This window comes from Pedobacter sp. W3I1 (genome assembly GCF_030816015.1).
In the GTDB taxonomy this organism is placed as follows: domain Bacteria; phylum Bacteroidota; class Bacteroidia; order Sphingobacteriales; family Sphingobacteriaceae; genus Pedobacter.
This window is the reverse complement of record NZ_JAUSXN010000001.1, coordinates 3,179,003-3,200,069: the sequence shown is the minus strand read 5'-3', so window position 1 is coordinate 3,200,069 and position 21,067 is coordinate 3,179,003. Positions and strand designations below refer to the sequence as shown.

General features: G+C 37.5%; 23 protein-coding genes and 1 pseudogene. 7 read left to right on the top strand and 17 right to left on the bottom strand.

Annotated features, from left to right (window positions below; translation table 11 throughout):
* Positions 1 to 339 precede the first annotated feature (339 nt).
* A complete protein-coding gene (locus QF042_RS13385; protein ID WP_307529144.1) occupies positions 340 to 549 on the bottom strand; it encodes a hypothetical protein in 210 nt (69 codons plus the stop codon).
* 205 nt (positions 550 to 754) lie between these two features.
* Here QF042_RS13385 and QF042_RS13380 point away from each other — a divergent pair, with 205 nt between their 5' ends.
* Positions 755 to 1,489, top strand: a complete 735-nt coding sequence (locus QF042_RS13380) for a hypothetical protein (RefSeq protein WP_307529142.1) — start codon at positions 755 to 757, stop codon at positions 1,487 to 1,489.
* A 210-nt stretch (positions 1,490 to 1,699) separates the two neighbouring features.
* On the opposite strand, the gene QF042_RS13375 is transcribed toward QF042_RS13380, so the two are convergent.
* Positions 1,700 to 3,436: a phospho-sugar mutase gene (locus QF042_RS13375; RefSeq protein WP_307529140.1), complete on the bottom strand. Its 1,737-nt coding sequence runs from the start codon at positions 3,434 to 3,436 to the stop codon at positions 1,700 to 1,702.
* Between the two features lie 183 nt (positions 3,437 to 3,619).
* Between QF042_RS13375 and QF042_RS13370 the strand changes: the two genes are divergently transcribed.
* The gene (locus QF042_RS13370) at positions 3,620 to 4,933 is read left to right on the top strand and encodes an aspartate kinase (RefSeq protein WP_307529138.1); all 1,314 of its coding nucleotides are present in this window, start codon (positions 3,620 to 3,622) and stop codon (positions 4,931 to 4,933) included.
* Here QF042_RS13370 and QF042_RS13365 read toward each other — a convergent pair.
* Positions 4,922 to 5,086 carry a hypothetical protein gene (locus tag QF042_RS13365; RefSeq protein WP_158273013.1) on the bottom strand — a complete coding sequence of 55 codons (165 nt, stop codon included), beginning with the start codon at positions 5,084 to 5,086 and terminating at the stop codon, positions 4,922 to 4,924. The two genes, QF042_RS13370 and QF042_RS13365, sit on opposite strands and share 12 nt — an antisense overlap.
* Positions 5,087 to 5,251: 165 nt before the next feature.
* Here QF042_RS13365 and lysA point away from each other — a divergent pair, with 165 nt between their 5' ends.
* On the top strand, positions 5,252 to 6,421 hold the full coding sequence (gene lysA, locus QF042_RS13360) for a diaminopimelate decarboxylase (protein WP_307529135.1): 1,170 nt from the start codon (positions 5,252 to 5,254) through the stop codon (positions 6,419 to 6,421).
* Between the two features lie 64 nt (positions 6,422 to 6,485).
* On the opposite strand, the gene QF042_RS13355 is transcribed toward lysA, so the two are convergent.
* The 4 genes and pseudogenes from QF042_RS13355 to QF042_RS13340 form a co-directional block, all read right to left on the bottom strand.
* The gene (locus tag QF042_RS13355) at positions 6,486 to 6,698 is read right to left on the bottom strand and encodes a hypothetical protein (protein ID WP_307529133.1); all 213 of its coding nucleotides are present in this window, start codon (positions 6,696 to 6,698) and stop codon (positions 6,486 to 6,488) included.
* A 42-nt stretch (positions 6,699 to 6,740) separates the two neighbouring features.
* Positions 6,741 to 7,553 (bottom strand): hypothetical protein, encoded by an 813-nt coding sequence (locus tag QF042_RS13350; protein WP_307529131.1) that lies wholly within the window; start codon positions 7,551 to 7,553, stop codon positions 6,741 to 6,743.
* A gap of 13 nt (positions 7,554 to 7,566) precedes the next feature.
* Positions 7,567 to 7,947: an SRPBCC domain-containing protein gene (locus QF042_RS13345; RefSeq protein ID WP_307529130.1), complete on the bottom strand. Its 381-nt coding sequence runs from the start codon at positions 7,945 to 7,947 to the stop codon at positions 7,567 to 7,569.
* A gap of 43 nt (positions 7,948 to 7,990) precedes the next feature.
* Positions 7,991 to 9,182 (bottom strand): annotated as a pseudogene (locus QF042_RS13340) (acyl-CoA dehydrogenase family protein).
* Between the two features lie 113 nt (positions 9,183 to 9,295).
* Here QF042_RS13340 and QF042_RS13335 point away from each other — a divergent pair.
* Complete coding sequence (locus QF042_RS13335; protein WP_307529128.1) at positions 9,296 to 9,661, top strand: dihydroneopterin aldolase; 366 nt, start codon at positions 9,296 to 9,298, stop codon at positions 9,659 to 9,661.
* Between the two features lies 1 nt (position 9,662).
* A complete protein-coding gene (locus QF042_RS13330; RefSeq protein WP_307529126.1) occupies positions 9,663 to 11,078 on the top strand; it encodes an FAD-binding oxidoreductase in 1,416 nt (471 codons plus the stop codon).
* A gap of 150 nt (positions 11,079 to 11,228) precedes the next feature.
* Here QF042_RS13330 and QF042_RS13325 read toward each other — a convergent pair whose 3' ends face one another.
* Positions 11,229 to 11,669 (bottom strand): acyl-CoA thioesterase, encoded by a 441-nt coding sequence (locus QF042_RS13325; RefSeq protein WP_373459071.1) that lies wholly within the window; start codon positions 11,667 to 11,669, stop codon positions 11,229 to 11,231.
* 122 nt (positions 11,670 to 11,791) lie between these two features.
* Here QF042_RS13325 and QF042_RS13320 point away from each other — a divergent pair, with 122 nt between their 5' ends.
* A complete protein-coding gene (locus QF042_RS13320) occupies positions 11,792 to 12,226 on the top strand; it encodes an Hsp20/alpha crystallin family protein (protein WP_307529124.1) in 435 nt (144 codons plus the stop codon).
* A gap of 365 nt (positions 12,227 to 12,591) precedes the next feature.
* Positions 12,592 to 13,908 (top strand): nicotinamide mononucleotide adenylyltransferase, encoded by a 1,317-nt coding sequence (locus QF042_RS13315; protein ID WP_307529121.1) that lies wholly within the window; start codon positions 12,592 to 12,594, stop codon positions 13,906 to 13,908.
* 1 nt (position 13,909) lies between these two features.
* On the opposite strand, the gene QF042_RS13310 is transcribed toward QF042_RS13315, so the two are convergent.
* The 9 genes from QF042_RS13310 to QF042_RS13270 form a co-directional block, all read right to left on the bottom strand.
* Positions 13,910 to 14,101, bottom strand: coding sequence for a Txe/YoeB family addiction module toxin (locus QF042_RS13310; RefSeq protein ID WP_307533289.1), 192 nt, complete (start codon positions 14,099 to 14,101; stop codon positions 13,910 to 13,912).
* A 70-nt stretch (positions 14,102 to 14,171) separates the two neighbouring features.
* Positions 14,172 to 14,402 carry a DUF2683 family protein gene (locus QF042_RS13305; protein ID WP_307529119.1) on the bottom strand — a complete coding sequence of 77 codons (231 nt, stop codon included), beginning with the start codon at positions 14,400 to 14,402 and terminating at the stop codon, positions 14,172 to 14,174.
* 10 nt (positions 14,403 to 14,412) lie between these two features.
* Positions 14,413 to 15,111 (bottom strand): LytTR family DNA-binding domain-containing protein, encoded by a 699-nt coding sequence (locus QF042_RS13300; RefSeq protein WP_307529117.1) that lies wholly within the window; start codon positions 15,109 to 15,111, stop codon positions 14,413 to 14,415.
* Positions 15,108 to 16,151 carry a sensor histidine kinase gene (locus QF042_RS13295; protein ID WP_307529116.1) on the bottom strand — a complete coding sequence of 348 codons (1,044 nt, stop codon included), beginning with the start codon at positions 16,149 to 16,151 and terminating at the stop codon, positions 15,108 to 15,110. The genes QF042_RS13300 and QF042_RS13295 overlap by 4 nt, the downstream gene beginning before the upstream one ends.
* 203 nt (positions 16,152 to 16,354) lie before the next feature.
* Entirely contained in the window at positions 16,355 to 17,578 is a 1,224-nt protein-coding gene (locus QF042_RS13290; protein WP_307529114.1) for an ABC transporter permease, read from the bottom strand.
* A gap of 11 nt (positions 17,579 to 17,589) precedes the next feature.
* Complete coding sequence (locus tag QF042_RS13285; protein WP_307529111.1) at positions 17,590 to 18,336, bottom strand: ABC transporter ATP-binding protein; 747 nt, start codon at positions 18,334 to 18,336, stop codon at positions 17,590 to 17,592.
* Positions 18,336 to 19,529, bottom strand: a complete 1,194-nt coding sequence (locus QF042_RS13280; RefSeq protein WP_307529108.1) for an efflux RND transporter periplasmic adaptor subunit — start codon at positions 19,527 to 19,529, stop codon at positions 18,336 to 18,338. The genes QF042_RS13285 and QF042_RS13280 overlap by 1 nt, the downstream gene beginning before the upstream one ends.
* Positions 19,530 to 19,573: 44 nt before the next feature.
* Positions 19,574 to 20,047 carry a TolC family protein gene (locus QF042_RS13275; protein WP_307529106.1) on the bottom strand — a complete coding sequence of 158 codons (474 nt, stop codon included), beginning with the start codon at positions 20,045 to 20,047 and terminating at the stop codon, positions 19,574 to 19,576.
* 21 nt (positions 20,048 to 20,068) lie between these two features.
* Positions 20,069 to 20,875 (bottom strand): TolC family protein, encoded by an 807-nt coding sequence (locus QF042_RS13270; protein WP_307529104.1) that lies wholly within the window; start codon positions 20,873 to 20,875, stop codon positions 20,069 to 20,071.
* Positions 20,876 to 21,067 lie beyond the last annotated feature (192 nt).

Genomic DNA, 21,067 nt, shown 5'->3' with positions numbered 1-21,067 from the left:
GAAAGTGCAGCACTTTTTGATGTTAAAGACTTGTATTGGAATTATAAAGTTTAAAACTCTTTTATTTGGGTGCACGACAAATTGTATATTTCAATCTAGTCACGTCATGCTGAACTCGTTTCAGCATCTTTTAATATAGGAAAGATCCTGAAATAAATTCAGGATGACGATCGGTTACGCAATTTCCGTGCACCTCTTTTATTCCTTGCTCCATAAAGTAATTCTGCACAACTAACATCAGAAATAGCTACGTTGTTTTGACCAATTTTTTCAAAGACATCAATGATTAAATCATTGCCCTTATAAATTCGATAAAAATATTTGTATCACATAAAACCATTACCTTTTCCAAGCTTTATCTCTAAGTTCCGTTGAGCTAATGTTGTAGTCACTCCAAATGCCTTTAGATAAAGAAAATTTGGTTGCTTTAGTTGATTTCTTTGACGATACGGTTCTCAATTCAACATCAATGTCCGATGATTTTAGAAAAGCTAACAACGCATCAATTTTGCTTTGTTCTACATTATCTTTTAAAATCATCTCAGTCATAAGTCTATTCTTTAATATGTGTAAATATACGCAATCTATTTTTATCGGTAGGTTTTGCATCTGATGTTTTGTTTTTTGCCACGGAATCAAAAGGACACAGAAAATTTATTATTCACGCTTCTTCTGTAGCTAAATGCGCTAATTTCACCTGTGTTTTTAGTTAGTGTAGATTTTTATTTATCTTGCACTACACAAAATGAAACCTATGAAATTACTTAAAACTATTGCAGTGATGATGATACTATCATCATGCGCAAAAAAAGAGGTACCAGAAGTTCCTGCAACGTTTAACGATCCAAACTGGATCAGGATCGAAATTGCAGATGGGAAAGAAGCCCATGCGGTTTATGGAAATATTGATGATACTTTAATGGTATCTACGCTTACCGAAATTTATCAAACCACCGATAAAGGGAAAACCTGGCGCAAAACGAAGGTAAATAACCAGCCTATTTATGGTTTTCTGTCGGTTAAGGATACTGTTTTTGCACTGCAATCTAATGGTTTGCTGAAAAATAACCTAAGAATGGCAACCTTTAGCCAGTATTTTAGCTTAGATAAAGGCTTTACCTGGGATTGGTGCAGTAAATATGGTATTTCGGAACAAAGATTTCAGGAGTTTGCAACACTTTATTTAGAAAACCAGCTTAAAATTAAGCTAAAAGAAAATATCGAACCTTTTAATAAGAATTCAGATCCTTGGTCTGGTTATGTACTAAAAAGCGATATTCAAATTTTTAAAAATGGAACTTCAAAAATACTCCAGGTTCCTTTTGATAACCAGATCAACAATCTGCATGTAGATAAATCAGGGAAACTCTACGTTTCAGCTGGAAGAGCCATTCACGATAAAAAAACGGGTAAGTATTTATCTGCAGAAAAAAGTGAAGCTGCTATTATTTATATTTCTAAGAAAAATGTATCGCAGTTGCTTGATTAAAATCAATAGAAAAATTGTCGTCATTTCGAGCGGAGTGCAACGCAGTCGAGAACCACAAAGTGCTCAGCGAAGCTAAATCTATCTATATAGATCGCTCTCCTGAAAGTTCGGGACTCTGCTTCAATCAAGATGACGGCACTAAATAAAAAACACAGATGAAATAGCCTTCATCTGTGTTTATCCTTTTTATCTGTGGTATAAATGGTAAAACTATGCCTGTAAATCGGCCATTACCGCTTTGATTTTTTCACCAAGTTGTGCATTAACCTTGTCAAAATCTTTTCTATCAGCTAAAGGTGCATTAACACTGCAATAGAATTTAATTTTGGGTTCTGTCCCACTCGGACGTGCAGAAACAATACTGCCATCCTCAGTAATAAACTGTAAAACATCCGAAGTTGGATAATCCAGTTTGCTTACTTTTCCGCTTGCTAAATCAGTTTCCTGACTCAATTCGTAATCCTTCAATACCGAAACCTTCGATCCACCCAATGTCGCAGGAGGGTTTTCTCTGAATTTAACCATCATGGCTTTGATTTCTTCGGCACCTGATTTGCCTTTTTTGGTCAACGAAACCAGATCTTCTTTGTAAAGGCCATATTCTACATACATATCCAATAATGCATTGTATAAACTTGCACCTTTGTCTTTGTAGTAGGCCGTCATTTCAGAAATAAAAGCTGCAGAAACTACTGCATCTTTATCGCGTACTAAATCGCCGATTAAGTAGCCGTAACTTTCTTCACCACCGCCAATAAAGTATTTTTTACCTTCTAACTCTGTCATTAACTGACCGATGTATTTAAAACCTGTTAAGGTATTGTAATAGGTTACATTTTTCTTTTTGGCAATCTCTTCGATTAAATTAGAGGTTACAATGGTTTTTACAATAAACTGGTTACCATCTAATTTACCACTATCTTGCCAGGCCGATAATAAATAGTTAATCAACAAACTACCCGTTTGGTTACCGTTAAGTAGTACCCATTCGCCATTGTTATCTTTTACGGCAATACCCACACGGTCAGCATCAGGATCAGTTGCCAACACTAAATCAGCATCAATTTTCTTTGCTTTGTTCATTGCCAAAGTCAGCGCATCTTTTTCCTCTGGGTTAGGATACACTACCGTTGGGAAATTTCCATCTGGTGTACTTTGTTCTTCAACCAGGGTTACGTTAGTAAAACCAAACTGTGCCAAAGCTTTCGGAACCAAAGTAATTCCAGTTCCGTGGATAGGCGAGTACACAATTTTTAAATCATGCTGTCTTTTAATCGCTTCTGGTGAGATGGAGAGTGCAGCAATTCCATCTAAATAAAGTTTGTCTACGTCTTCTCCAATCAGTTCGATGTTGGCCTCAACACGGTCAAATTTAACTTCGTCGATACTTTTAATCTTATTTACTTCATCAATCACAAATTTATCATCGGGAGAAGTAAACTGGCCACCGTCAGCACCGTAAGCTTTATAACCGTTATATTCTTTAGGGTTATGCGATGCGGTTAACATTACACCACTTTTGCAACCAAAATGGCGTACAGCGAAAGAAAGTTCCGGTGTTGGTCTTAATGCAGAGAAGAAATAAACATGGATTCCGTTTGCCGAGAAAACATCTGCTGTGATTTTAGCAAAGTAATCAGAATTGTTGCGGCTATCATGCGCAATGGCCACTTTGATTTTCTCGTTCGGATATTTGTTGTTTAGGTAATTGGCTAATCCCTGTGTAGCAGTTCCAATAGTGTACTTGTTGATGCGGTTAGAACCTGCACCCATAATGCCACGTAAACCACCTGTTCCAAACTCTAAACTTCTATAAAATGCATCCGTTAATTCGGTAGTTGCATCTTTATCTACAAGGGCCTGAATTTCTGCCTTGGTATTTTCATCGTAATTTCCACTTAACCACTGATTAATTGTGGCTTGCGTTGATTGGTCAATTGCCTGCATTGAGCTGTTTTTTAAATTTAATATCTGGTGTTGAACAAATTTTAATGAATGATGTTTGGTTGAAACGTATTTATTTCAACTCATCCAAATTTTATTTTGTTGAGGGTGTTGCTTTTAAGCTGCTTTTGTTTAATTTCACGCCCCGATACAATAATAAAGAAAATTACATATTCCAGTATTAAAATGAAAATATTAAAATTTGGGGGTACCTCTGTAGGTAGTCCTGAGCGCATGACAAAGTTGTTGGATATCGTTAATCCAAATGAAGAACAGATTGTAGTTTTATCAGCCGTGTCTGGTACAACAAATAGTTTAGTAGAAATTGCAAATTATTTTTTAGCTGGAGATAAGAAGAAGGGAAGCGATTGTGTTGAAAATCTATATCAGAAATATAAAACTTTTGTTGTTGAATTGTTGCCTGCTGACGAGTTTCAGGAGCAGGGAAATGAAGTGATCGATTATCACTTTGGTTTCTTAGCTGGCTTAGCGAACGATATTTTCACTTCAATCGAAGAGAAGGTGGTACTGGCACAAGGTGAGCTATTATCTACGACTTTATACCATATTTATTTAAAATCGATCGGGGTGCCATCCGTATTGTTACCTGCTTTAGATTTCATGAAAACGGATGAAGATAACGAACCTGATATTCCTTTCACTACAAAACATTTAACGCCGCTTTTAGCGCAGCATAAAGACAATAAATTATTCATTACGCAAGGATATATCTGCCGCAATAGTTTCGGTGAAGTAGATAACCTGCGCCGTGGTGGAAGTGATTATACCGCATCATTATTGGGTGCTGCAATTCTGGCTGAAGAAGTTCAAATCTGGACAGATATCGACGGCATGCACAACAACGATCCGCGTATTGTTAAAGGAACCAAGCCAATTGCACAGTTATCATTTGATGAAGCAGCTGAGCTGGCTTATTTTGGCGCAAAGATTTTGCATCCTCAATCAGTTTTCCCAGCACAGAAATATAAAATTCCGGTTCGTTTGTTAAACACAATGGAACCTTCTGCAGCGGGTACTTTGATTACCCACGATAGTGAAAAAGGAAAAATTAAATCGATAGCTGCGAAAGATGGCATTACGGCAATCCGTATCCAATCGAGCCGGATGTTATTGGCTTATGGTTTCTTACGCAGGGTTTTTGAAGTTTTTGAGCGTTACAAAACACCGATCGATATGATTACCACTTCGGAAGTTGCCGTATCGTTAACGATTGATGAGACAGCCCATTTACCACAGATTATTGAAGAACTGGAAAGTTTCGGAACCGTTGAGGTTGATACCAACCACAGTATTGTTTGTGTAGTTGGCGATTTTGGTTCAGAAAAACATGGTTTTGCAAGCAGGGTTTTAGAAGGCTTAAAACATATCCCGATCCGCATGATTTCTTACGGAGGAAGTAACTATAATGTTTCGCTCCTAATCTTAAGCGAATATAAAACCGAAGCTTTAAGAAGCCTGCACAATAGATTATTCGAATAAGAGGAAAAAAGCGCCGATGATGACCAGCAATCCGATAAGGAAGTGAAAAGCCAGAAAGCTTGATGGTAATAATCCGTTTTTATATTTTTTGTAAGAGTTATATAATCCTGCAGAAAGAATAAGAACGATAAATATGGCTGCTGCTATCTTCATTTTTTGATAAATAAAAGAAACAGTACAATGAGGAGTAACACGATAAAAAATCGGATTTTTCCGTTGTATTGTTTCTGGGTAATTCTTCCATGCTTTAAATCCAGGTAGTTACCCAAATAAATTAGCCCAAAGAATAAAATTAAAATTATAATAAGGAATTTGAACATGTTCGCCGATAAAGATATATCAAAGTTTAACAATATTGAAACGCCTTTTTACTACTACGATACCGATTTGCTGCAAAAAACCTTGCACACTTGTGCAGATGCGGCAGCTCCATATCAATTCCATATTCATTATGCCCTAAAAGCAAATTTCAATACTGTGCTGCTTAACCAGATCAAAGAGATTGGTTTTGGTGCAGATTGTGTAAGTGCAGGTGAGGTAAGAAGAGCAGTTGAAGTTGGCTTTGACAATAAAAAAATTGTATTTGCCGGAGTAGGTAAATCTGATAAAGAAATTAATGAGGCCCTTGATCTTGATATTTTCTGCTTTAATGTAGAATCTATTCAGGAATTAGAAGTTTTAAATGAACTTGCCGGCAAGAAGGGTAAAACCGCTCAGGTGGCGATCCGAATCAACCCGAATGTTGATGCGCATACACACCACAACATTACCACAGGTTTGGATGAAAATAAATTCGGAATCAATTCCTGGGATTTACCGGAATGTGCTGATACTTTAAAAGCTTCTCCAAACCTTAGATTTATCGGAATCCATTTTCATATTGGTTCACAGATTACCAATCTGGATGTATATAAAAACCTCTGCGTTCGTGTAAACGAATTTGCAGCATGGTTTGAAGATAAAGGATTTAACCTTCAGGTATTAAACGTTGGGGGTGGTTTAGGTATCGATTATCATAATCCTGATCATCAGATTCCCGATTTCAAATCTTACTTTAAAATTTTCAGTGAGTTCTTAACGGTTAAGCCTGGTCAGGAAGTACATTTTGAGCTGGGAAGAGCTTTAGTTGGTCAATCAGCATCATTAATTACCAGAGTATTATACATCAAAAACGGAAAGAAGAAAAACTTTGTGGTTTTAGATGCAGGCATGACTGAATTGATGCGTCCGGCATTGTACCAAGCGTATCACAAGATCGAGAATCTTAGTCAGTCCGAAGTCCGAAGTCCGAAGTCCGAAGTCATAAAATACGATATTGTAGGGCCAATCTGTGAGAGTACCGATTGTTTTGGTAAAGAAGTAGAGCAACCTGAATCGTTCAGGGGCGATATTTTTGCCATCCGTAGTGCCGGGGCCTATGGAGAGGTGATGGCTTCAAAGTATAACTTAAGGGATGCAATAAGATCTGTTTATAGTTACGAGATATAAATTGTCACATTGAGCCTGTCGAAATGCTTCAAAGTTCTTCGACAGGCTCAGAATGACAAATCAATTATTTCTTCTTAGAAGCTACGAATACAATTACACCAGCTACCAAAATAATACCACCTGCATAAGGAGGCCAATTAACAGATTTTTCTCTGTCGGCAGATATTTGAATAGGGCCAGCATCAACTAGTTTTTCTTTTTTGGTATAAGTAAAGCCTGTCCAGATGAGCATGGCAATGCCAATAACAATTAATATAAGTCCTAAAGTTCTGTTCATGATATTTTATTTATATCAGAACAGCGATAGGTCGATTATGTTTTATTGAAATGAATAGCCAAAACTTAGCTTTTGCGCATAATTGACATTATCTGCCAGTTCGTACGAGAGAGAAAAGCGCTTGATATATAAGAAATAGTTAAAAACCCATCCTAGCGAATTTTTACCTCTAATGTCATCAGCAGCTTTAATACCAGATCTAAAACTATTCACAAAATTTGGTGTACCACCAATAAAAAGCCTAAAAGCATGCCGGATGTCGTGATCATTCCTTGCTCTCCAGATCACCTCAGTAGATAGTCCGGTAGTCCAGAGTATCTTTCTGTTTGTTACCGCCACATAATCTGGGATATGATTGCTATAAACCTCCTGTCTAAACTTGGTATAAGCCCCACCTTCAAAGCTAAGCGCATTTTCAAAGTTAATGTACCTAAAATCTGTATTTCCGTTAGCTGAAGTATTGTGAAGGCCGGCAGAAAATCTTAAGCCAACGCCACTGATTGATTTTTTGAAGGATGGAAGATAATTCTTTAAATCCTCTTCAGTGTAGTGGCTATCTCCACCTGAAGCTTTTCCAGCATAAGCGAAAATACCATAAGAAATGTTTGATTCTTTGAAAGTGTGCGAACGGCTTATGTTTGCCATTCCTAATTCGAAATCCGTGCCAGTAGTTGGCGACGTGGAACCAGCATAACTTGCTGATACATTTGTTAATGTTTTAATGCTATCAGCACCCATTGTTTTTGGCAAATACCCCATATTATTTCCAAGTACAGCTGGAGTAAGGAAAGATGTACAGGAAGTAAATGTGGTAAAGAAAAGTAAAGAAGAGAGAGCGATAATTTTATCTTTCATTTTTATATTTTGTTTATTCGTCAAAGAAATCTACTAAACCCGCCAAGAAATATTCCTGGATCCCATCTGTAAAATCTTTATAATCTTCATCAGGGATATTGGTTTGTTTAAATTCCAGTGAAGTTCCTTTTTTATCTTCGTGAAGTTTTATGGTTACAATAGAAGGTTCGTTTTCTTCTCCAAAATACCATTGTTGAACAATCTGTTTACCGTAAACAAACTCAATGTTTTTACCTGTAATATCACCGTCCCAGAAAGAAAACTCTGTTCCTGGTACTTCTTCAAATTCAACGTCGGCACCAGTCCATAACTTTATACTGGTTTCTTTGGTAAGGGCTAAATAAACTTCTTCTGGTGGGGCAGGGATGTAGGTGTATTTTTTAAAGTCTTTCATTAACTATTTATCTTAAAATTTTATTATCCTAAAAATATTTATGCTATTTAAATGCGTTTAATCCGGTTACATCCATTCCTGTGATCAGTAAATGTATATCATGTGTACCCTCGTAAGTTACTACTGATTCTAAGTTCATCATGTGGCGCATAATCGAGTATTCGCCTGTAATACCCATTCCGCCAAGCATTTGGCGTGCGTTACGTGCAATATCGAGCGCAATTTCTACACTGTTTCTTTTGGCCATCGAAATTTGCTCAGCTGATGCTCTATTTTCGCTTTTTAGCACACCTAAACGCCATACCAAAAGCTGGCCTTTGGTAATTTCGGTAACCATTTCTGCCAGTTTCTTTTGCTGTAACTGAAAACCGCCAATGGGTTTGCCAAACTGAACACGTTCTTTTGAGTAGCGCAAGGCTGTATCATAACAGTCCATTGCTGCGCCCAATGCGCCCCAGGCGATACCATAACGGGCTTGATTTAAGCAGCCCAACGGGCCTTTTAATCCGCTGATTTCAGGAAAAATATTCTCCTTAGGTACTTTAACATTATCAAAAACCAGCTCACCAGTAGCCGAAGCACGTAAACTCCATTTGTTATGCGTTTCTGGTGTAGAAAAACCTTCCATTCCGCGTTCTACGACCAATCCTCTTATTTTTCCAGACTCGTCTTTTGCCCAAACAACTGCAATATCAGCAAATGGTGCATTACTGATCCACATTTTGGCACCATTTAAAACATAGTGACTTCCTGCATCTTTAATATTGGTTACCATTCCACCTGGATTGGAGCCATGATCTGGTTCCGTTAATCCAAAACAACCCATCATTTCGCCACTGGCTAGTTTTGGAAGATATTTTTTACGCTGTTCTTCAGTACCATAAGCATAAATAGGATACATCACCAACGAACCCTGCACAGAAGCTGTAGAACGGATACCAGAATCACCGCGTTCAATTTCCTGCATCAAAATTCCATAAGCGGTATAATCCAGCCCCGCACCACCATACTCAACCGGAATGGTTGGACCAAAAGCACCAATATCAGCCAGGCCTTTTATTAAATGTTTTGGAAATTCTGCTTTTTGAGCATAATCTTCAATAATGGGGCTTACTTCTTTTTTTTACCCAATCTCTGGCCGTAGCACGAATTAATTTATGCTCATCGGTTAACAATTCGTCCAATAAATAATAGTCTGGTGCCTCGTAGAGGTCCTTTTTTACTGATTTGCTCATGTAATTTCGTGTTATCTGGTTAAGAAATCGCGTTCATTTCAAAGGTAACAATTTACGGCAATGGGCATTATATTCATGAATAAAAATTTAATTTTGCAGCTTACTAAACATACATGAGCCATTTCAAACAAACCGTAGCCTTAAAAGTTAAATGCTTTGCCCTACATGGTTATTACCCGGAAGAGCAACTTATTGGAAATCATTTTGTTGTAGATTTAGTGACAGAATTTACGCCGCAGGGTTTTGATGATGAACTGGCACAGACAGTTAATTATGAGGATCTGAATCACATCATCCTAGAAGAAATGAAACACACACAAAAGCTTTTAGAAACGGTTTTGAAGAATATCATTTCGAAAGTTATTGAATTGTATCCTTTTGTTGAAATGGTTAACGTGAGTATGAAAAAACTAAATCCACCCATGCCTGGTCAAATTGGGCATTCTTTTGTTAAATTATCGTATACATCAGCAAAATAAAATGAATTTTACAAAGATCAATCCCGAAATTTTAGCAGAAATTAAGGCTGCAATAGGAGCAGATAAAATTTTTACTGATGTAGAAAGTTTAGATAAATACAGTCACGATGAAACGGAAGACTTACGCTATCAGCCCGAAATTGTAGTGAAACCGACTTCTCCAGAAGAAGTGTCCGCTTTACTTAAAATCTGTAACGCACATCATGTTCCGGTAACGCCGCGTGGTGGTGGCACGGGCTTAAGTGGTGCCGCTCTACCCATTTATGGTGGCGTTTCTTTATCAATGGAAAAGTTTAAAGCTATCTTGGATATTGATACCGAAAACCTACAAGCAACTGTTGAGCCAGGCGTAATTACCGAAGAATTCATCAATGCTGTGGCCGAAAAAGGACTTCTTTACCCCGTTGATCCAAGCAGCAAAGGATCTTGTTTTATTGGTGGCAATGTAGCCCATGGTTCTGGTGGACCAAGAGTAGTGAAGTATGGAACGATACGTGAATATATCCTCAATCTCGAAGTGGTTTTGCCTAATGGAGATATCATTTGGACAGGTGCGAATACCTTGAAATATGCATCAGGTTATAATTTAACCCAGCTGATGATCGGTTCGGAAGGTACTTTGGGTGTTGTTACCAAAATCGTTACCAAATTATTGCCTAAACCTAGTCAATCGGTTTTAATGATGGGCTCTTTTAGCACGAATGAACATGCATGCGCAGCGGTTTCTGCAATTTTTAGGGCAGGGATAACGCCATCGGCTTTAGAGTTTATGGAGCGGAAAGGAGTGGAATGGGTAATTAAATTTGATGATATTAAGTTCGATTTAAAAGATGATGTTGCTGCATTATTGATGATTGAGTTTGATGGAGATGATTTGGACGATATTTTTAAAAACTGTGAGAAAACCAATATCGTTTTAGAAGAACACAGTTGTACGGAAGTATTGTTTGCCGATACTGCCGCTCAAAAAGAAGAACTGTGGCGGATGCGCAGAACCATGGCCGAATCGGTTAAATCCAACTCGGTGTATAAAGAAGAAGATACGGTTGTGCCACGTGCGGCTTTACCTAAACTCGTTAATGGTATAAAAGAAATTGGCACCAAATATGGCTTCGAAAGTGTTTGTTACGGGCATGCAGGCGATGGAAACCTGCACGTGAATATTATTAAGGCCGGAATGAGTGATGAAGACTGGAAAAACAAACTTAAGTTCGGTATTGCAGAAATATTCGAATTAACCACTGCTTTGGGCGGAACTTTATCCGGCGAACATGGTATCGGTTTGGTTCAAAAAGAGTTTATGCCCATTAAGTATTCAGAAATTCACTTGAATTTAATGAGAGGTATTAAAAATGTTTTCGATCCGAAGGGAATATTAAATCCTGGGAAAATTATGCCTGATACCCCTAACACTTAAATCACACATAAAGAGGTCGTCATTTCGAGCGGAGTGCAACGCAGTCGAGAAATCTATCTTTAGAGATCTCTCCATTTCGCGTTGCTTCAGTCGAGATGACGAATTTAGTGTAAAAAGACCCTGAAACAAGTTCAGGGTGACGATTTTACTTTATTGTTCTAACTGCTCAAAACCCAGCATTTTTTGCTTTTCCTCCTGTGGTACTTCAGTTGGTTTACCTGTGGCATAATCAACAGCAATGCAAACTGTTTTCCCTTTACTGCATATTATTTCTTCAGTTCCTTTTATTTTAACTATTTGATAGTCAAGATCAAAGCTCGTGTTACCGATTCTGGATGTTTTTACATAGATGGCAATTTTATCGTTCATTACAATTGGTAAAATGTAATCTAGCTCTGCATGGGCAATTACGATTCCTGTTTTCTTCCAGTCCCATTTTATAATTTCTTCCCAGTACTTTGCTCTGGCAATTTCCAGGTAGGTAAAGTAGATCGAGTTGTTTACATGCCCCATCAGATCGAAATCAACAAAGCGCAGGTGGATATTGGTTTTATAGTTGAATTTGTCTGAAAAACCCTTTATTTCTGCCAATTTGTCTTTTGATTTGGATTTTTTTTGCCAAAATGTCTTAAAAATCATAAATATTTGCTTTGGTATGTAAGTTGAATAAGGTGTATTATCAATTTAAAAATTAAAAATAAAGAATAAGCGATATGACACTAGTAAATTTTAACAACAGAACCCGTAACACAGCTCCTTACTTTAACAATGTTTTTGATTCATTGTTTAGCGATGCAGTAAGTAAAAACAAAATGGTTGATAAATCGCCAAATGTGAACATTTACGAAAATGAAACTTCATATGTAATTGAGTTGGCTGCTCCAGGTTTGAAAAAAGAAGATTTTCAGATCAATTTAAAAAAAGACATGCTTTCTGTTTGGGCAGAAGTTAAAAAAGACGAAACCCAGGTAGCTAAAGATTTTACACGTAAAGAATTTGATTATAGCTCATTTGCAAGGTCATTTAATTTACCAGATAGCGCTGATGGTGATAATATTACCGCCGAATATAAAGATGGTATTTTATCAATCAACATCAGCAAAAAAGACGATGCTAAATTACAACACAAAGAAATTGTAGTATCATAATAAAGATTTTCTCGAGAGAGGATTTTTCATAATAGTTTGGTTTTTTAAGGTTATGAAGCTTGCATCAGGTGAATTTGAGATAGATGTGATGGATAGTTGATGCAGGTTTCATAATAGTTTAGGTTTTATAAGGTTAATGCTGGATGGCATTAACCTTATTTTTTTATATAGTTCCCGTCATTTCGACCGAAGTGGAGAAATCTGCTGATTAGATTTAAAATATAGATTTCTCTCCTGAAAATTCGGGACTACACTTCAGTCGAAATGACATTACTCCGGGGCTTTGCCGTCGCTTAAGTATTTAGATTGATTTTAAGTTACATTCTTAAAATTAGCTTAATCTCAATTTTTTGTACTTTTGCGGCATGGAGAGAGAAATTCTGGATACGAAACGCAAAGCACTTAAAATAAACCTTGACCCAAGAATTTACGGCACTTTCGCCGAGATTGGAGCCGGGCAAGAAGTTTCGCGGAACTTTTTTAATGCTGGTGCAGCATCTGGAACCGTTGCTAAAACCATGTCGGCTTATGATATGACTTTTAGTGACGCCATTTATGGAGCAGAAGCCAATGGCCGTTATGTAAGTCAGAACCGCCTTTTGCAGATGCTCGATCACGAATTTGGCTTGCTCAATGAACGTTTATCGGGTGAAAAATACGAAAGTCGTACCTTTTTTGCCTTCGCAGACACTGTAACTACCCTAAATTACAAGCGTACCAACGAGCCTCATGGCTGGGTTGGAATCCGTTTTCAAAATGAGCCCGGTGGCCTGCCTAACGAAATATTTTTCCATGTGCGTTTGCTGGATACTGATGTAAACATGCAGCAACGCGTTTTGGGCATTATTGGTGTAAACTTACTTTATGCGGCTTTTTACCATTATCAGGATCCAAAACTGATGGTAGAATCGTTAGCTGATAATTTAACCATAGGTTCGGTAGAAATCGATCTGATTTCGGTTAAAGGACCGGCTTTCCCAGGGGTAGATAATATCTTGCTTAATCTGTATATGATTATGAAAGATTTCTCAGCAGCAGCAATTTTCGATTCGGATGCACACCCTCGTCAGGCTAAAGACCTTTTGTACAAAAAGGATATCATGATTTTAAGGACCAAATATGGTCAGAAATCATTGCCTAACTTTAATCTGTTTAATAAAGCCACCGATCAATTTAAGCGTACGAACAAAGTAGAAGAAGGAAATCTGGCGGTAATGATAGAGGTTTTGTTAACCAATGTTTTAACCGATGCACAAGAAACGCCAGATGATATCGATTTGGAAACAGTGGCTAAGCGTGCCCAGGAAATGTGCGATACCGGAAATATAGTTATCGTTTCTAATTTTACCCGTCACAACCGTTTGGCTAAATATTTGGCTAGGTGCAAGCCTAAAAGTGTTGGTTTAGCTACAAACATCAACAACTTAAAATTTGTATTCAACTCTAAAAACTTTACCGGCGAAAACTATTCAGGTCAGTTATTAAGCTATGTAAACGATATGTTTAATACCAATGTACGGTTGTTTGCTTATCCTTTCCTGGATAAAAAGACTAATCAGGTAATTACAACAGAAAATATGCCCGTTACACCAGAAGCCAAACCATTATTTGATTTTCTTTTAATTAACGGATATATTACTGATATTAAGGATTATAGTGAAGACGAGGTAAAAACGGTTTAATTTATTTATCTCCGTAATGGCCGAGGGCTGAAATTATTGTAACAGTTACTATATTTTCTTCTATTTTATAAATTAACCTATCTTTTCGATTTATCTGTCTTGACCAGAAACCAGATAAATCGAATTTTAATCTTTCAGGTTTTCCAATCCCTATTTCTGGGTGCTTTGACAGTTCGACGAAAATTTGGTTTATTCTTTTAACTGAGGCTTTATCTCCAGATTTATAATGCGTTTCTAAATCTTTTTTGCTAGTTTTTCAACTTCTATAAAATACTTTCCCATATATTTTTAGGGTCTTTAATTCTTGTTACATTGCCTCTTTCGGCACTAACAGCTCTTGCTTTTATTTTTGCTACAAATTCGGGATTATAAGGGCTTTCCTCTTCCTTTTGAAAAGAAACATTTAAGGCTTTCAGAACAGCTTCAATTGCAGCCTCTTGCTTTTTATTTTTAGGATGTGCGATTATAGTCATAACAATTATTTTTATAATCAAAAATACGAAATTATTTGATCAACTTTTCAATTACCTGTTTGTAACTGTCGCTTACCGGGAGCTCTTTGTCCTCAACAAATAATGAATTCTTTCTTATTGCTGTTATCTTATTTATGTTTACAATAAATGATTTATGAATCCTTTCGAAATGCTCTGGCAGTTCTTCTTCAATGTTTTTCATGCTCGAGCGCACTACGGCCGCTTTCGGACTGGTTGCGGTATGGATCTGAATATAATCTTTCAAACCCTCCACATAAAGAATTTCGTTAAAGTTAATCTTCATTAAACTGTAGCCCACATTTACAAACATATAATCCTGTTTGGGCAGGTTGAATTGCTTAGCAGACTGTTTAAGTTCGTACAGATCTTTGGCTTTGTTGCAGGCTTTCATGAAGCGATCTAGCGATACCGGTTTCATTAAATAATCGACCACATCAAGCGCAAAACCATCTAAAGCATACTGTTTATAGGCTGTGACGATAATCACCATTGGTTTTTTAACCAGGCTCTGAATAAATTGCAGTCCGGTAATTCCAGGCATCTGGATATCAATAAAAATCAGATCTATAGCTTGTTCCTGCATGATTTTATTAGCAACAAAAGCATCGTCGCAACTGGCTACCAACTCCAAAAACGGGATCCGGCTAATGTTATCAGCCAGTAATTGCAAGGCTAAAGGCTCATCATCAATGGCTAAACATTTTATCATACCGTTAATATTATAGTGAGGTTTACATTGAACCAGCCATCTTTTTTATCTATTTCCAATTGATGGTTTTTGCCATAAAGTAAGTTTAATCTCCTACTCACATTGGTTAAACCTATGCCCGAAGCAGCATCTTTTACCTCGTTTTCATCTGGATTAAACTTGTTTCTAACAATAAAGGTTAAAAGCCCATCTACTGTCTTTAAATCAACAAGTATTTTAGGACCTTCGATCATCCCAACACCATGTTTAAAAGCATTTTCGATAAATGGAATCAATAACATGGGTTCTATTTCATCAAACTCACTTTCAATATCAATGTTTGTTTCTATAGCTATTTTTTTGCCGAAACGTTGTTTTTGCAAATCGATATAAGCCCTTAAGTATTCTGTTTCAGTTTTAATGGATACTTTTTCTTCATCTGTTTCGTACAGCATGTATTGCATCAGTCCTGATAATTTCATTACTGTTGGCTCCAATTCATTGCTTTTCAGTCTTACCAGTGCCACAATGTTATTTAACACATTAAAAATAAAGTGTGGGCTAATTTGCGAGCGCAGGAATGAAAGTTCGGTTTTCATGTTCTCCTGTTGGCGCTGCAAAGATCTTTTTTCTTCACTGATCCGGTCCGAGATCATAGTAAAGGCGGTACTGGCGGCAATGGTTAATAAAAAAGTAGGTGTGTTAAACCAAAGCGTTCTGCCGAGGTTGAAATCAAAATTGGGCAGTAAAATTCTGAATAGTATGGAGTGAATGGTAATGGCTAAAAGTAAACAGGCAAAGAATGATACGCCGTACCACAAATATTTCTTTTTATAGAAAAATGATGGAATTAAAACCTTATTATTTAAATAAAATATGGCAATCCAGTAAAAGTAACTGATGAAATTTAATCGCAGGAACTGGTTTTCGTCGTAACTGCTTATTGGGTGAGGAGGGCGGCTTCTGTTTATATTAATGATGTAAGGCAAAGTGATTAAAACAACCCAAACCAGAATATGCAGGGTTACTTTTATCCACTTTTTAGAGAAATTAATCGTCATTATTTTTTGTTTGGCGCTTTGCATCACTAAGTTATTATTTATTCTGTTTTTTAACGCGTTTCGTCATGCTGAATTTATTCGCGACATAATGCAAAATATTTTAAGATTCACGCCTGCGCGGGAATGACGACCGGTCTTATATGTAAATAGAGTAGCGCATCGGGACATTAACCTCTCAAACTTAAACGCCCCAATGCTTGATGCTACTCGTATCTTAATGCATCGATCGGATCTAAATTTGATGCTTTTTTCGCCGGGTAATATCCGAAGAAAACACCTGTTACGGCACATACAATAAAGGAAATAATGATTGAGGACTCTGCAATTAAAATTGGCCAGTTTAAGAAATAGGAGATCAGGTAAGCTGAACTTACACCTAGAACCACCCCGATAATACCGCCCGTGATACTGATTAAAATTGCCTCTATTAAAAACTGCATCAAAACATCTTGTCCACGTGCGCCAATAGACATTCGCAGACCAATTTCCCGGGTACGTTCGGTAACCGAAACGTACATAATATTCATGATGCCAATTCCACCAATAAACAGCGAAATACCTGCTATTGCTGTTAAAAGAACGGTTAACATGCTGCTTGTCGAGCTAATAGTACTAATTAATTCGGCTTGTGTACGCACTTGGAAATCATCGCTTTCTGCAGGTGTTAGCCTGTGACTTTCTCTCACTGCATCCGAAATTTCGGTTGTTGCCGCCGCACTCGAAGCTTCTGTGGTCGCAGATGCATAAATGCTTTGCAGGTAATTGGTTGCGGTAATCCTTTTTTGCACCGTAGTGTAAGGGGCAAGGATAATATCGTCCTGATCCTGTCCGAAATTACTTTGCCCTTTTGGTTCCAAAATACCGATCACCTGGAAAGGAATATTTTTAAATCGTATAATCTGTCCGATCGGATTGCTTCCATCAGGAAATAGATTATCAATAACGGTTTTCCCTAAAAGACAAACTTTAGCAAAACTTTTTACATCATTCTCAGAAAATAAGATACCATCCTGAAGTTTCAACTGGCGGATATTCAAATAATCCGGACTTACACCTGTAATGGTAGTTGGCCAGTTGTAGCCACCTTTTATGGCTTGGCCACTGGTAGAAACTACCGGCGATAAACCATTTATATTTTTAGACTGCAGCTTTTGAATCGCAATAATATCTTCCAGTTTTAAGGTTTGAATACTGCTTCCTTGTAAACGCACACCACCAGGCTCGTTACTTTGAGGCATAATGGTAATCATGTTCGAACCCATACCTGATAGCGAGGACCTGATACTTTGTTTCGAACCTTCACCAATGGCCATCATGGCAATTACAGCTGCCACACCGATAATGATGCCAAGCATGGTTAGAAAAGCACGCAGCTTATTTCTTTTTAATGCTCTGAAGGCAATCTTTAATAAATTTATAATGCTCATGTCCTTACAAATTAATAATCATCAGATTCTGGTAAACTGGCAAGTGCTTCCTTAGCAGAACGTTGATTTTGGTTAATGCTATCCTTTTGGACTTTCCCGTCTCTCAGCATAATTGTTCTGGTACTAAAAGCAGCAATATCAGGCTCGTGTGTCACAAAAACGATGGTTTTACCTTCTGCATTTAACTCCTGCATTAGCGCCATAATTTCGTATGAGGTTCGGGTATCTAAATTTCCGGTAGCTTCATCGGCTAAGATCATTACCGGGTGATTAACCAAAGCCCTTGCTATAGCCACACGCTGTTGCTGACCACCGGAAAGCTGACTGGGTGTATGATCAAAACGCTCGGCAAGTTTTACCGATTCGAGCGATTTGATGGCTCTTTCCTTTCGTTCTTCTGCTGAAATCGTTTTATTGTAAAACAATGGAAGTTCTACATTTTCTAATGCTGATGTTCTGGGCAACAAATTATAAGCCTGAAAAACAAAACCGATCTTTGTATTCCGCAAACCGGCCAGTTCATCACGGTTTAAACTTTTAACATCAACACCATCAAGCAAATAACTTCCTTCTGTGGGTTTATCTAGACAGCCCAGAATATTTAAAAGCGTGGTTTTCCCTGAACCGCTGCTGCCCATAATGGTTACAAACTCACCGGCTTTGATATCAAAAGTAACACCTTTTAATGCCCTAACTGTTTGATCGCCCATTACAAACTCACGTTTTAAGTCGTGTATATCTAATATTTTCTGTTCCATTATTTCCTTCTGTTACCGCCTGGGCGTTTTGGCATAAAAGGACTAGATTGACCTTGACTTGCCGCCTGACTTTTACCCATGCTTTGTGAACCTGTAACTACTACATCTGTTGCCGCTAATCCTGATAAGACTTCAACATGTGTATTGTCGTTTATACCTGTTTTAATTTTTTGCTGTACCAGTTCTTTAGCACTTTTCTGTACCCAAACGTAAGCTTCGTTAACACCCGCTGGCTTCTTATCTGGATTAACCCAGGTCATCTGATATTTACCCGCCAATGTCGAGTCTGGAGCATATTTTATGGCCTTAGTCGGAATAAGTAATGCATTATTTACTTCTTTAGTGAAGATGGTAATGTTTGCGGTCATCCCCGGTTTTAACTTATTCGCATCATTCGAGGTATTGATAATGGTTTTATAGGTCACAACGTTTGATGAAATAGAAGGGCTTAATCTGATTTCCTGGATGGTCCCTTTAAATGTATCGTTCAAAAAGGCATCAACAGTAAAAGTTGCCCTTTCTCCTTTAGAAATATTACCTACATCGGCTTCATCTACAGAAGCTTCTACTTGCATTTTAGTTAAATCTTTTGCGATACTGAAAATGGTCGGTGTGCTGAAACTTGCCGCCACGGTTGTTCCCTCACTTACACTTCTCGAAAGCACCGTACCATCAATCGGCGAATATATACAGGCCAGTGACAGGTTTTTTTGGGCCGAAGCCAGTTGTGCTCTAATACTGTTGACCGATGCTTTTGACGCATTGTAAGTGTACAAGGCATTGTCATAATCAGCTTTGCTAACCGCACCAACTTTGTACAAGTTACTTTGGCGGCTAAAATTACCCTGTTGGTAAACCAATGCACTTTGAGCACTTACCAGATTGGCCTGATACTGATTTACAGTAGCCTCGAACAAGGTTTTATCCAATTCGGCTAGTAACTGTCCTTTTTTAACTTTCGAGTTAAAATCGGCGTAAAGTGTTTTTATAGTGCCTGATACCTGTGTACCTACAGCCACCGTATCAACCGGCTGAACTTTACCCGTTGCGGTAACATTTTCAGAAATATAACCTGTTTTAGGTTTCTCGGTTTCCAGAACAACAACCTGTTCTTTTTTGCGCAATGCGAAATACCAAATGGCAAACAAAGCTATTGCGCTACCGAGGATAATAAATATTGTTTTCTTCTTCATGATTCAAATATTAGTTGACTAGGCAATAGCCATCATCATGTTTTTTAGTTAGTTATAGGGATTCCAGTGTAAAAATTATAAATCTTGGTGTATAGATTTGCAGTATATTTTGCCTGAACAAATGCTTGTAAAGCTTGTACATACAGGTTTTTCTGTTGGAGATTTTCTACAATGTTATTGGTGCCTTCTTTTAAGGCTGCATTTGAAATTCTTAGCGCTTCACTAGTGTAATTAAACTGCTCTTGTGCAGCAGCATATTGGCTGTTTGCATTTTGCACATTGATATATGCGCGTTCTACATTTTGTGTTAATGTTGTTTTGGTATCTAAAAGCGATAGGCGGGCCTGCTCAATACTAATGTTTGCTTTAGCAACATTGGTTTTCGTTACCCTTCTATCGAAAATTGGGATGGAAAGCGTTAGGCCTATGTTTTGATAAAAGCTATTATTCAATTGATAGCCATAACCTCCGATACTATTATTATTGTAACCTGTATTCAGTGATCCACCTAAACTCAAGGTTGGGCGTATGGTTGATTTTTAATTTGCTTTGGCCAATTCTGTTGTTTGAAGCTGAATATTTAATTCGCCACTTTTAATTTCCGGACGGGTACGCAATGCTTTATCCTGTGCTGACGCTAAATTGTCTAATGCCGGAGTCACCGAAACCGTATCGGTAGTGCTTACTTCGAAAGCAGTGCTTGTTGGTAATTGCAGCAGTTGTTTTAGTGTTAATATGTTCTGCTGTAAAGTGTTTTGAGCTGTAACTAAAGTATATTTATCGTTGGCATAAGTTGCTTGTAACTGTAAAAGGTCTTTTTTAGCAATGGTTCCAAACTTAAATTGTTGTTCTGATTGTTTAACCTGTGCTTCACTGGTAGTCAGCAGATCTTTTAAATAGGTGATATTCTCTCTGGCCAGTAAAATATTCAGATAGGCTTGTGTAATGGAGATGGTAATGTCATTTTTAGCGGCCTCAACCGATAAGTTTGCTGTTTGCAAGTTTAATTCTTTAGCCTTAATATCATTTTTTAGATAACTTCCATTGTACAGAGTGATGTCTGAACTTAAGCCGAAGCCACTGGTATTTTGTAAACCAGATTTGTAATTGGTTAAAGCCTGCGATACGTTTCCGGTTAAATTTGGAAGCACAGCAGATTTTGATGCAATTAATTCCTGTTCAGCTGTTTGAGAACTCAGTTTTAAAGTATTAATACTGATGTTTTTTTCTTTGGCATATTCAATAGCGGTTTTTAAATCCCATACTTTTGGAATTTCCTGAGCTTTGGCTGTATAAGTCGCTACAAGCAAAATGAGTATGACAATATATTTGATGTATCTGCGCATGGCGAATAAATTTTGTGTCTTTAGAACTATTGAACACAAAAATATATCCGATAAGGGCCGCGTTTTTACAATTGAGACCAAAGGGGTAAATGCTGAGATGAAAGCTTAAAACTTTGAGATTAGTCAGTTTTGAGTTTTAACAGAAAGAGTAGGTTTGTATGTTATTTTGACCATGATAAAGCTCGTCATTTC